Consider the following 13,397-nt stretch of genomic DNA (forward strand, 5'->3'; position numbering starts at 1 on the left):
ATTATTATAAAGAACTTTGCGGTTTCGCATGTCACTTGTTGTTCAATGCGGGTGCAAAAGTACCACTTCTTTTTACATTTCCTAACCTTTTCATAACCTTTTTTACATCTTTTTTTTACTCCATCTGAACCTCAGTAAGTTAGACGTTAAAGTTTTTTTCAGCTTTGTAGCACATCCGCTACACTACCCTATCACCATTGCACTATACAATACATAAAGTAGGCTTTTAGCAGGAGCGATGGCATGATTTTATATCCTTTACTATTAGCCTAACACTACCTTTATATTACTTTGATACTACTTTGATACTACTTTGATACTACTTTGATACTACTTTGATACTACTTTGATACTACTTTGATACTACTTTGATATTACTTTGATACTACTTTAATACTACTTTGAACAATTCGATACAAACCTTATACCCTATTTAGGGATTATCATCATTGTAATTCTTGTGGCAGGCTATTGAAATCAACGGCTTTACTAAGTTCTACTTTTGGAAGCAACCGCTGTCAGGGTTGGAAACCGCTGACAGGGTTAACTACTTAGTTGTTTCGAATTCTACACACCTATATATTTACTCCTATATATATAGGTGTACTTTCTTTGAACCCAATGTTCGCGTGAGCGGGTGCAGTGGCATCCTTTTATCTATTGCCCAGAGTAGCGTTTGAACTTATCCAAATACAACCTATGGCAATAGACAAAAGATACAACGGAACACGCGACCCGAAGGAACGAAGGGGCACGCCATTATCTAGACTACTTAAACAATTCAGATTACTTAGACGCTAATCGTCGGTTGCACTCATTAAAGACCAAGGACTCTTCACTAATCACTAACTACTAATCACTAGTTACACGAAAGAATATACCTATATATATTGTATGTGTTTTGCGAAAGGTATATATTTGCGGACTTAAATTAACAATAATGATTAAGATTACTTTACCAGACGGTTCGGTTAGAGAGTACGCAAGTGGCGTAACTCCTATGGATGTGGCTAAATCTATCAGTGAAGGTTTAGCAAGAAATGTGATTTCGGCTTCTTTTAACGCTACAACGATTGAAACCGAAACCCAATTAACGACCGATGGTACGCTTACATTATTTACATGGAATGATGCAGATGGTAAAAAAGCATTCTGGCATTCGACTTCGCACGTGATGGCGCAAGCTCTTGAAGAGTTATACCCTGGCATCAAACTAACAATTGGTCCAGCAATCGAGAGAGGATTTTACTATGATGTAGATTTTGGCGATCAAAAAATTACCGATGCTGATTTCAAGAAAATTGAAGACAGAGTACTTGAAATTGCTCGTGAAAAACACGAATTCAAAATGCGCTCCGCTACTAAAGCAGAAGCATTAGAACTATACAAAAACAACGAATTCAAAACCGAATTGATCCAGAATTTAGAAGACGGAACGATTACGTTTTGTGATCACTCCACTTTCACCGACTTATGTCGTGGAGGACACATCCCGAACACAGGAATCATCAAGGCGATGAAAATCCTTTCGGTTGCGGGTGCGTACTGGAGAGGTGACGAAAAGAACAAGCAGTTGACACGTGTGTACGGAATTTCATTCCCGAAACAAAAAGACTTGACTGATTATTTGGAGTTACTTGAAGAAGCGAAGCGACGTGATCACAGAAAACTAGGAAAAGAATTGGAATTGTTTCATTTCTCGCAACGCGTAGGTCAAGGTTTACCGTTATGGTTACCAAAAGGAGCTGCGTTACGCGATCGTTTGGAGCAATTTTTGAAAAAAGCACAGAAAAAAGCAGGTTACGAGCAAGTAGTTTCTCCACACATTGGTCAGAAAGAATTGTATGTTACTTCTGGACATTATGCAAAATATGGAGCAGACAGTTTCCAACCGATTCATACACCGGCAGAAGGCGAAGAGTTTTTACTAAAACCGATGAACTGTCCGCACCACTGTGAAATTTACAATGCTAGACCTTGGTCGTATAAAGACTTACCGAAGCGTTATGCTGAATTTGGTACTGTATACCGTTATGAGCAATCAGGAGAATTACACGGATTGACACGTGTGAGAGGATTTACTCAGGATGATGCGCATTTATTTTGTACACCAGATCAATTGGATCAGGAGTTCAAAAATGTAATTGATTTGGTATTGTATGTATTCGGATCATTAGGGTTTGAAAACTTCACTGCACAAGTATCGGTACGTGATTTAAGCAATCCTGACAAATACATCGGAAGTGTTGAAAACTGGGAAAAAGCAGAGAATGCAATTATCAGCGCAGCGAAAGACAAAGGTTTGAACTATGTTATTGAAGCAGGAGAAGCCGCTTTCTATGGCCCGAAACTTGACTTCATGGTAAAAGATGCATTAGGAAGAAGCTGGCAGTTAGGAACCATTCAGGTAGACTACAACTTACCAGAGCGTTTTGACTTAACCTACAAAGGAGCGGACAATGAATTACACCGACCGGTAATGATTCACCGAGCGCCTTTTGGATCGATGGAACGTTTTATTGCGATTTTATTAGAGCACACAGGAGGAAATTTCCCACTTTGGTTGATGCCGGAGCAGGCTATTATCCTTAGTTTGAGTGAGAAATATGAAAATTATGCGAAAAAAGTTTCAGATTTGCTAGAAAATCACGAAATTCGCGCCCTAATTGACAACCGTAACGAGACGATCGGTAAGAAAATCCGTGAGGCTGAAGTGAAGAAATACCCGTTTATGCTGATTGTCGGCGAAGAAGAAGAGAAAAACGGAACGGTATCGGTACGACGTCACGGTCAAGAAGGAAAAGGAAATATTACCATTAAAATAGATGAGTTTGTTGCTCTTGTTAACGAAGAAGTGAACAAATCATTAAAGTCATTTGATGTTTAACTAAAAAATTAAAAGTTATCGCAATTAGAAACAACAGGGGATTTCAACCCAGAGTAGAAAAAAAAGACGAGCACAGAATCAATCAATTCATTCGTGTTCCAGAAGTACGTCTTGTAGGAGATAATGTAGAACCAGGAGTAGTAAAAACTTCAGAAGCTTTACGTTTAGCAGATGAACTAGAATTAGATTTAGTTGAGATTTCTCCGAACGCAGAACCGCCGGTATGTAAAATCATGGACTATAAGAAGTTCGTTTACATGCAGAAGAAGCGTGAGAAAGAACTAAAGGCAAAATCTACTCAAATTGTAATTAAAGAGATTCGTTTTGGGCCTCAGACAGATGAGCACGATTATGAATTCAAAAAGAAGAATGCAGAGAAATTCTTGAAAGACGGTGCGAAATTGAAAGCTTTCGTATTCTTTAAAGGACGTTCTATCATTTATAAGGAGCAAGGACAAATCTTATTATTACGATTGGCTCAGGACTTAGAAGAAGTTGGTAAAGTAGAAGCTATGCCTGTTCTTGAAGGAAAGAGAATGATTATGTTCATTACTCCGAAAAAGAAAAAATAATAGCTACAAGTTATAAGCAATTGCTTAAAGCTTACAGCCAAGATAAGTAAGTAAGTTGAATTAAATAAATTTGGGAAATTATGCCTAAAATGAAAACTAAATCTAGTGCTAAGAAACGTTTTAAAGTTACTGGCTCTGGAAAAATTAAAAGAAAACACGCTTTTAAAAGTCACATTTTGACTAAAAAGTCTAAAAAACGTAAATTAGCGTTAACTCACTCTGCATTGGTTCACCCATCAGATGAGAGAAGTGTTAAAGAACAATTAAGAATGATGTAATAAAAACTGTACACTTTGAGCGAAGGCTTAGAGAATACAATTTTATAACATAGAACTTTCAAGTTCTTTGGTTAAAAAAATCAATAACCCTGGGGTGGGCTTTATTAAGAGTCTGATATCGATCAGAACGCCTTACTTCAAAAAAAAGTAAAATTATGCCAAGATCAGTAAATTCAGTTGCTAAAAGAGCAAGAAGAAAAAAGATAATGAAGCAAGCCAAAGGTTTCTTTGGTCGTAGAAAAAACGTTTGGACAGTTGCTAAGAATGCGGTAGAAAAAGCAATGCTTTATGCTTACCGTGACAGAAAGCAAAAAAAGAGAAACTTCCGTTCTTTATGGATTATGCGTATTAACGCTGGTGCAAGATTAGAAGGAATGTCTTACTCTCAATTCATGGGTAAAATCAAAGCGAACAACATCGAGTTAAACCGTAAGGTATTAGCTGATTTAGCGATGAATCACCCAGAAGCTTTCAAAGCTATTCTTAACAAAGTAAAATAATAAACGTTTAACAATATATTTGACTTACTTACCTCAAATCCCATTCTAACGAATGGGATTTTTTATTTCTTAAGGTTTTCTAAAAATTAAACATTAGTATCTCATTTTTAATACATTTGCCAACAAATCAAATTACTCTATTATGAATAAAAGAATACTTTTGGTGTTGAGCCTTTCTTTAAGTATCGGTGCTTTTGCCCAAAGCAAAAAACTAACTTTAGAAGAATCGGTTTTACAACAAAACAGACAATTCAGAGCGGACCGACTAACCGGTTTTCAGTGGATACCGAATACCAACAAATATGTGTACTACACTGATGCTTGGACCAAAATGGTAACAGCTCAAGCCACAGACAACACGACTTCAGAATACTTAAAGCTTACCGAAATTAATGAAGCATTAGGTACCAAACTGAAGAATTTTGGAGGATTGGAATGGATTGACGCCACTACGGTTTTACTCACTGATGGTGCAAACTATTATACTTACAATATTCCTACTAAAACAGGAAAAAAAATACAACAGATTGGAGAAGGCGCAGACAACCTAACCTTTGATAAAGCGAAACAAAAGTTAGCCTTTACCGAAAAAAACAATTTATATTTCTACAATCAAAATCAGGAAAAAATTGCAGTAACTAACGAAAGTAATCCTGAAATCATATCAGGCCAATCGATAGCGAGAAATGAATTCGGTATTAATGGCGGTATTTTCTGGTCACCAAAATCAAACTTTTTGGCTTTCTACCAAAAAGATGAATCTGAGGTTGCCAACTATCCATTGTTAGACATTACTCAAACACCAGGAAAATTGGTCAATATTAAATACCCAATGGCGGGTCAATCATCCGAAAAACCAAAAGTTGGTATTTACAATGTGTCAACTGGCAAAACCGTTTTCATTGCACCAAAAGGAAATCCGAACGATTACCTGACCAATTTAAGTTGGACACCGGATGAAAAATACATCATCATAGCGGAACTAAATCGCGGTCAGAATGACATGAATTTGAATTTGTACGATGCGAATTCGGGTGCATTTGTTCATACCATACTGAATGAAAAAAGTACCAAGTGGATAGAACCTGAACATGAAGCATTCTTCCCATCAGCAAAAACCAACAACTTCATTTGGATTTCGGAGAAAGACGGATTCAACAATTTGTACTACTATAATCTAGAAGGAAGATTAATTAAAAAGCTAACGCAGAATAAATTCCCAACCCGAACAATTTTAGGAACGAACACAGCTGGTACTGAAATTTATTTTATGGCTACCGGAGAAAACGGCACTAATATGTTGGGTTATAAAGTAGATTTAAAAGGAAAACAAACCCTAATCACTAAAGACCAAGGAGTACATACCTTAGCTGTTAGTTCTGACGGCAATTGGATTTTGGATGAATATTCTAACCATGCAACACCGTCAAAATCTGTTTTATACGATAAAAGTTTAAAATCCAAGCTACTTTTAGAGAGTGCAAATAAATATGCGGATTACTTCATGGGTACGGCGGATATCAAAACCATTAAATCGACAGATGGTGTAACCGATTTATTTACCCGTGTTATCAAACCAAGTAATTTCGATCCCAACAAAAAATATCCGGTTTTGGTATATGTTTATGGTGGTCCACATGCCCAGTTGATTACCAACTCATATTTGGACGGCGCTAATTTATGGATGTATTATATGGCTGAGCAAGGCTATTTAGTATTTACATTAGACAACAGAGGATCAGACAACAGAGGAGTAGCATTTGAAAGCGCCATTCACGGCAGATTGGGAGTCCATGAAATCGAAGATCAACTATTAGGAATTGAGTACTTAAAATCGTTACCCTATGTGGATGCCAACCGTTTAGCGGTTCACGGATGGAGTTTTGGAGGATTCATGACCACTTCATTAATGTTACGTCAACCCAATATTTTCAAAGTGGGTGTAGCAGGTGGTCCAGTAATTGATTGGAAATGGTATGAAATCATGTATGGAGAGCGTTATATGGACACTCCTGAAGAAAATCCTAAAGGATATGATGAAGCCTGCGTATTGAATTATGCCAAAGACTTAAAAGGAAAATTGTTATTGATTCACGGCACAAGCGATGATGTGGTTTTAGAACAACATAACCTATCTTTGGTTAAGAAGTTTGTTGAAGTGCAAAAACAAGTGGATTATTTCCCTTATCCAATGCACAAGCACAATGTAATAGGCAAAGACCGAGTACATTTGATTCAGAAAGTTTTGGATTATGTAATCGAAAACAACAAATAAAATAAAAAGAGCCACTGATTAGTGACTCTTTTATTTAAAATATAGACATTCCGGTTTTGGTTGTCAATTGTTCCAGAGCGAACATTCCCAATTCCGAATTTCCTTTTTCATTCAATCGGGGTGACCAGGAAGCTACCACAAAATTCTTAGGATAAAGCGCTACAATTCCCCCGCCTATTCCACTCTTTCCAGGCAACCCAACCTTATAGGTAAACTCACCGGATTCGTCATAAAACCCGCAGGTTTGCATAATTGCATTCAATCGTTTGACTTGACTATTATTCAATATTTGCTTTCCCGCTTTCGTTTTTCCTTCGTTAGCAAAGAAATAAAATGAGTGTGCTAGTTCTTTACAAGTCATTTCGATAGCACATTGATAAAAATAAAAATCGAGTACTTGCTCTACATCATTTTTTATATTCCCAAACGATTTGAGAAAATTGGCCAATGCTGCATTTCTAAATCCGGTAGCCTTTTCAGAATTGGCAACATAATGGTTAAAATCGATTGTATCATAGCCCGAAACCTCCCTTATAAAATTCAAAAAATCCTCTTTTGGATTATTCAATTCCGAAACCAATATATCGGCTATCACCAAGGCACCCGCATTGATGAAAGGATTTCTTGGAATTCCTTTTTCATATTCGAGCTGAACCAATGAATTGAACGGATTACCCGAAGGTTCTACACCTACTCTTTCCCATATTTTTTCACCAATAAAAGAAAAAGCAAGAGTTAGAGATAATACTTTGGAAACCGATTGTATTGAAAATTTTTCAGCAGCATCACCGATGTGATAATCTTCTCCTTGAATTGTCAAAAGATGCATTCCAAATTTGTCCGGAGAGATGGAAGCCAATTCTGGAATTGAAGTCGCTACCTGCCCTATTTTGGGTTGTAGTTTCGCTTCATTATAGATATCGTTAAGAATTCCTGAATAGTTCATTTGCTAAAATTTCTGCTAATGTAGTACTAAAAAATCCCAAACTCAACACGAATGACTTTGGGACTTTTTATTTTCACTTAGATTAGATTATGCGACTAGTATAATAACTATTAAAAAAAATACAGCAATCACGTACAATACATCTTTATAAGTGATTCTAAAATCAGAATCTTTATTCATTGGGCAACTTAGGGTTTGGTTTGTCTATACAACAAAAATACTATTTTTTTATTGTATCCTTACAGAAAAAAACTATGTTTTCTGATGTTTCTTTTTAGCAGCTGGAAATAAAATATTGTTTAGGATCAATCTATAACCTGGTGAATTGGGGTGTAAATCAAGTGTAGTAGGCTCATCACCAACACGATGTTGATAATCTTCCGGATCATGCCCTCCATAAAAAGTAAAGAAACCTTTTCCTTTTTGAGAATGAATATATCTTGCTTCACCATTAATTTGGCACTCTCCCATAACCAAGACATTGGATTTGATTAACTCCCTGTCAAAAGAAGTACTTTGCCCCATAAAACCTTTCACCAATTGAGTATGATTTTGGCACAACATCGACGGAATTACATCCCATTTTGCTGAAAACTCTAACAACGTAAAATAATCCTTTTCGAAAGGCACCACTCTTTTTTCTGTCATATCAATATTCGAGAATTCATATTTTTCTGGTCTGCGTTCCAAAACAAAATTTTTGAAAGCAAACGTTTTACTAAAATCGATTTTCGACTGATAATTGGATTCACTTGGATCACCATCAAACATAGTTTCACAAATATCAACCCCTTCGGCAGCCAACGCAATATCGAAACTGTCGGTAGCTGAACACATAGCAAACATAAAACCACCACCGATGACAAAATCTCTAATTTTCTTGCTAACCGCCAATTTTTCTTCAGCCACTTTTTTATAACCTAATCTATTGGCAAGTGCTTCTGCTTCTTTTTTCTGTTCGATGTACCACGGCATATTCCGGTAATTGGCATAGAATTTCCCATATTGTCCGGTAAAATCTTCATGATGTAAATGCAACCAGTCGTACAATAACAATTGATCACTTAAAACTTCTTCATCGTATACCTCTTTATATGGAATTTCAGCATAATTAAGCACCAAGGTTACGGCATCGTCCCATGGTTGTTTTCCTTTTGGTGTATACACGGCAATTTTAGGTGCTTTTTCCAAAGCCACTACTTCCATATTTTGAGAAGGAGAAGCGATTTCGGCTAAGAGTTGATTGGTTTCTCCATCCGAGAGTATTTCAAAACTAACCCCTCTTATCTGACATTCTTTCTTGATTTCGCCGGCATCCGGTAATAAAAAAGAACCGCCACGATAGTTAAGCAACCAGCTGGCTTTGTATTGTTTTTCTATAGCCCAATAGGTTATTCCATAAGCTTTCAGATGGTTTTTTTGAGAATTCTCATCCATAGGAAGCAATACGTAATTGGATCTCATTGCAAATGAAATCAAAAACAAAACAGTACAAAAAACTATTTTTTGGAATCGCATCTTCATTATATTTCTATTCAAATATAATCAGTTCTTTTCTAATAAACTGTTATAGCTATACTAAAACACGTATAAATACGCAATTTAAAGCAACTGCAATGCGTTAACTTTGACACTTAACCATTTGAAAGCTTAACAAATGAAAGCTATTCAGCCATTGGAGGATAAAATCAGAAAGAGTGCTACGTATCCCTTTAAAAAATTGGGCGTATTACTATTGGCTTTGCTTTTGGTAATTTATTATTTCTTGGCCATTTCAAACCTTGTCTCAAATCATTAAATCTTCGACAGCAATTATTTTATTTTGAATTGCGTATACTACTAATCCTGCCACATTTTTAGATTCAGTCTTAAGTAGCAAATTGTTTCTGTGGCCTTCGACAGTTCTGGGGCTAATAAAAAGTTTGTCGGCAATTTCGTGAGTATTGAGTTGCTTACATATCAACAGTAGTACTTCTTTTTCTCTATTCGTTAAATAATCTTCATCAAATAAGGTTCTGTTTTGCTTTACTGAGGAAGTAATTCCTTCTTGCAGTATTTTCAATACCTGTTCATTATAATGAATTCCTTTCTGGTACACTTCATTGATTGTTTTAATCATTTCCGTTGGTGTTGTATTTTTGACTAAATAAGAAGCCGCACCAATACCAATCATATTCGCAATAAATGACTTTGAATCGTAGCTCGTTAATGCAATTATTTTAATATCCGGAAAATCATTATGTATTATACGGGTAGTTTCCACACCGTTCAGTTGAGGCATTTTCAAATCCATCATGATGATATCCGGATGAATGGTACTTTCTTTCAAAAAAGAAACGAGTTCTTCACCATTGGATACTTCAAAAATGATTTCAAAATTTTTCTCCCTTTCCAATAAAAAAGAGATTCCTTTTCTGAAAAGAACTTCATCGTCAGCCAAAATGATTTTAATCGTATTTTCCATTTTCAAAAATTAAACGTTACCTGTGTTCCTCTATTTATTTCAGAATTTACCTCTATAGCTCCATTAAGAAAGCTAATTCGGCTTTCAATATTTTTCATTCCCAATCCTTTCTGGTTCTCCATTTTTTTAGTATCAAAGCCAATTCCATTGTCCGTAAAATAACAATACACGAATCCGTTTTTCTGTTCAAAAGAAAGGTTTATTTTGGTAGCTTTCCCGTGTCTTATAGAATTATTAAACAACTCTTGAATTATCCTAAAAACGTGTAAATGCTTGTGAATATCTTCGTACTCAAACGTAACGGAATTCATGTATTCTATTTGTATTGACTTACTGCTGTTTATCTCAAAACACAATTCTTCAACACCTGCATGTAACCCAAATTTCTCTAGTACAGGAGGCAACAAATCATGCGCAATTCTTCTTGAATTATCCAGCGCTTTTGTAGTCAAATTAATAATATTGGCAGAAATGGTATGAATTTCGGTTTCCGATAAGTTATCTGCTGTAAGAAGATGGCTATTTAAGGAAACAATGTTTAATTTAGAACTAATATCATCGTGTAAATCCTGTGCTATTCTCTTTCTTTCTTCTTCTTGAGTTACTATAATTGAATGCAGTAATTCTTTTTGATAATTTACCTCTAAATTTTTCTTTTCAATTTCCTTTTGTATGATTTTTTTTCTTGAAAAATAAAAAAACAATACCAATACCAACGCCATCAACAAAAAACCACTGAATGTATATATAATTGCGCTTATAAGCTCATTTTGCTGAATTGTGCTGTTATTATCCATTTTTTATAATTCCTTTTCTGAAAAGTTTTTTTTCCATTCCATAAAAATAAATAACTGATAGATCACATATAGTAGAGCATTAAGTACCCATATACTAAATTTCAATTTCAACTCATAAAGGATAGATAAATTTCCTGCTAAAAAAATAACAGTACTTCCAAACAGGTAAATTAAAACCCCTAAATTCACATAATAGAAATCCCTTCTCTCATTTAATAAATTATACAAATAAAATGTAGCATATATAATTAGTAAAAATGAGGTGATAAAAATTTCAAATAAATTAAATTTTGTAAAAAAATTTCTATCCAAAAAGTATTGTACAGTTAACGCCGACAAGCACAAAAGAAATCCCATTTTGATAGTTTTTTTTTGAAATTCATTCAAATCTAAGTTCAAATAGAAATAACTCAACAATATAAATTGCAGAACAAAATAAAAATGCGAAAGAAATAAGTTATTGTAATTAAAATAATTAAAAACCTTCGCAATTATTTGAATAAAAAAGATAATTATCAAATAGCTTAAAAAAATCCTATAGGCTTTTCCTTTATTGGAAAAACCTATAGTAAAAAGAATTATATTTAATAATAAAAGTAAATACCCTAAATCCGCAACAATTTCTACAATCATCTTTACTTAAAAGTTACCTCATTTATTACAAGTATCCGGACAAGGTTTTGTGAAATCATAAACACTTAAAAATTCATTAGCATCTCTAGAAAGTGAAGATGACTCTATTATGCTCTCGTTTTCATCTAAACCTATTAAAACAGTTGTCAATTTTTCTTCTGGATTAATACCCAAAAGCACTCCTAAATATTTAAACCGTTTGGATTTAGCTATTTCAGTGATAACTTCTTTTTCAATACTAAAATGTCTTATACGCTCCATATTATAGGAAACAATATCATCTACCCCTGTAGCATTTTTTAATTTGGTATTCCATTTATTTATATATTCAAAAGCTACTTTGGGTTCCAATAAATGTTGTCCAACAATCGATTTATTATCCGAAGATTTTAGTGCTGATGTATGCAATACCTTTAAAAAAGAGGCATTTGACTTATCTTTAGAAATTATTGAATTTACAACTCCCTTGTTTACACCTTCTACATCGACACCTTGCACTTTTATGTCTAACTTGTCATTTGTCAGCCCCAACAAAAATCTAAAATTTACTACATCCCTGTTTAGTAGCAATCCATTTATAGTTTCTTTAGAAAACAAATAACACGTTGAATTTCCTTGTTTTTTTAATAGATTAGGATTTAGTTCGGCCTCTTCCCATTTTTTTTGAAAATCAAAAAAACTTGATTTATTTGAATTTTCGATTTTTAAATCCTCCTTTTGGCATGACACTAAAGTTAAAAAGATTAAAAAAGATCCAATTATTTTTTTTCTCATAGTATCAAACTATTGACTCATTTGCCTATTTAATGAACTTCCAGGGTCACAAGTATTAGGACAAGGTTTTGTAAAATCATAAACTCCTCCTAATTCACTAGCATCTCTAGAAAGAGAAGATGGTAATATTATATTTTTGTTTTCATCTAAACCTACTAAAACAGTTGTCAATTTCCCTTCTGGGTTAATACCAAAAAACACCCCCAAATATTTAAACCCGTTGGATTTAGCTATTTCAGTTATAACTTCTTTTTCAATACTAAAATGTCTTATACGCTCCATATCATAGGAAACAACATCTTCTACCCCTGTAGCATTTTTCAATTTAGTATTCCATTTATTTATATAATCAAAAGCTACTTTGGGTTCTAATAAATGTTGTCCAACAATCGATCTATTGCTCGAAGATTTTAGAGTTGATGTATGCAATACCTTTAAAACAGAGGCTACTGACCTATCATTAGAAATTATAGAATTAACAACTCCCCTATTTACACCTTCCAAATCGACACCTTGCACTTTTATGTCTAACTTTTCATTTGTCAGCCCCAGCACAAATCTAAAATTTACTACATGCGTGTTTAGTAGCAATCCATTTATAGTTTCTTTAGAAAACAAATAACACGTTGAATTCCCTTGTATTTTTAATGCATTAGAATTTAGTTCAGCTTCTTTCCATTTTTTTTGAAAAGCAACAAAATTTGACTCACTTGAATTTTCGATTTTTAAATCCTCCTTTTGACATGATTCTAAAGCTAAAAAGATTAAAAAAGATCCTAATAATTTTCTTTTCACAATGTTAAATTTTAATTTAAAGATATAAAGGACTTTTCCTGTCACACGTATCTGGGCAAGGTTGTGTAAAGTCATAAATATCTCCTTCAACCAAAGTTTCCCCATTTGTGGTTCCGGAAATCATATCAACATAAGTATCTGTTTTCGGATCGTATTTTGTACCAACAATCATAAGGCGTTCTACTCCATCATCATCGATCCCAATGTATGCTCTAGCTGCATCAATATCTTCCGCTAAAACTTCTATAATATCCACTTTAGGGATTAAGAACGCTTTTAATTTGTTGTGTGCATTATACGTTCCTTCTTCATTTCTCCATCTAGCGGCCCATTTTTGCGCTTGTTCTAAAGTAATAGTGTTTTCTTTCATAATTTTAAAAGTTTGTTTATTTAACAAAAATAATACTATAATTCAATTAAAAAAGGCTTCATTGAAAAACAAGTAAAAATACCTATAGCCTATTTTTAGTTATACG

Annotated in this window: 12 protein-coding genes; 5 read left to right on the forward strand and 7 right to left on the reverse strand. The window is 34.2% G+C overall.

Annotated features, from left to right (window positions below; all coding sequences use genetic code 11):
• Positions 1 to 940: 940 nt before the first annotated feature.
• The 5 genes from thrS to ACS8MM_RS07915 all read left to right on the forward strand — a co-directional run bounded on the left by thrS (position 941) and on the right by ACS8MM_RS07915 (position 6,512).
• Entirely contained in the window at positions 941 to 2,887 is a 1,947-nt protein-coding gene (thrS, locus tag ACS8MM_RS07895) for a threonine--tRNA ligase (RefSeq protein ID WP_379715028.1), read from the forward strand.
• Between the two features lie 77 nt (positions 2,888 to 2,964).
• On the forward strand, positions 2,965 to 3,459 hold the full coding sequence (gene infC / locus ACS8MM_RS07900) for a translation initiation factor IF-3 (RefSeq protein WP_379718960.1): 495 nt from the start codon (positions 2,965 to 2,967) through the stop codon (positions 3,457 to 3,459).
• Positions 3,460 to 3,539: 80 nt separating this feature from the next.
• Entirely contained in the window at positions 3,540 to 3,737 is a 198-nt protein-coding gene (rpmI, locus tag ACS8MM_RS07905; RefSeq protein ID WP_379715030.1) for a 50S ribosomal protein L35, read from the forward strand.
• A gap of 155 nt (positions 3,738 to 3,892) precedes the next feature.
• A complete protein-coding gene (rplT, locus tag ACS8MM_RS07910; RefSeq protein ID WP_250600736.1) occupies positions 3,893 to 4,237 on the forward strand; it encodes a 50S ribosomal protein L20 in 345 nt (114 codons plus the stop codon).
• Between the two features lie 142 nt (positions 4,238 to 4,379).
• Positions 4,380 to 6,512 carry a S9 family peptidase gene (locus ACS8MM_RS07915; protein WP_379715032.1) on the forward strand — a complete coding sequence of 711 codons (2,133 nt, stop codon included), beginning with the start codon at positions 4,380 to 4,382 and terminating at the stop codon, positions 6,510 to 6,512.
• Between the two features lie 34 nt (positions 6,513 to 6,546).
• Here ACS8MM_RS07915 and ACS8MM_RS07920 read toward each other — a convergent pair whose 3' ends face one another.
• From ACS8MM_RS07920 to ACS8MM_RS07950, 7 genes are all read right to left on the reverse strand, one after another.
• Positions 6,547 to 7,458: a glutaminase gene (locus ACS8MM_RS07920; protein WP_379715034.1), complete on the reverse strand. Its 912-nt coding sequence runs from the start codon at positions 7,456 to 7,458 to the stop codon at positions 6,547 to 6,549.
• 252 nt (positions 7,459 to 7,710) lie between these two features.
• Positions 7,711 to 8,922, reverse strand: a complete 1,212-nt coding sequence (locus ACS8MM_RS07925; protein ID WP_379715036.1) for an asparagine synthetase B — start codon at positions 8,920 to 8,922, stop codon at positions 7,711 to 7,713.
• Positions 8,923 to 9,244: 322 nt separating this feature from the next.
• Positions 9,245 to 9,922, reverse strand: a complete 678-nt coding sequence (locus ACS8MM_RS07930; RefSeq protein ID WP_379715038.1) for a response regulator — start codon at positions 9,920 to 9,922, stop codon at positions 9,245 to 9,247.
• Between the two features lie 2 nt (positions 9,923 to 9,924).
• Positions 9,925 to 10,719: a sensor histidine kinase gene (locus tag ACS8MM_RS07935; RefSeq protein WP_379715040.1), complete on the reverse strand. Its 795-nt coding sequence runs from the start codon at positions 10,717 to 10,719 to the stop codon at positions 9,925 to 9,927.
• Between the two features lie 651 nt (positions 10,720 to 11,370).
• Complete coding sequence (locus ACS8MM_RS07940) at positions 11,371 to 12,126, reverse strand: hypothetical protein (RefSeq protein ID WP_379715042.1); 756 nt, start codon at positions 12,124 to 12,126, stop codon at positions 11,371 to 11,373.
• A 9-nt stretch (positions 12,127 to 12,135) separates the two neighbouring features.
• Complete coding sequence (locus tag ACS8MM_RS07945; protein WP_379715044.1) at positions 12,136 to 12,921, reverse strand: hypothetical protein; 786 nt, start codon at positions 12,919 to 12,921, stop codon at positions 12,136 to 12,138.
• Between the two features lie 16 nt (positions 12,922 to 12,937).
• On the reverse strand, positions 12,938 to 13,291 hold the full coding sequence (locus ACS8MM_RS07950) for a hypothetical protein (RefSeq protein WP_379715046.1): 354 nt from the start codon (positions 13,289 to 13,291) through the stop codon (positions 12,938 to 12,940).
• Positions 13,292 to 13,397 lie beyond the last annotated feature (106 nt).

The sequence above is a fragment of the Flavobacterium sp. MAHUQ-57 genome (assembly GCF_051908335.1).
GTDB lineage: Bacteria > Bacteroidota > Bacteroidia > Flavobacteriales > Flavobacteriaceae > Flavobacterium.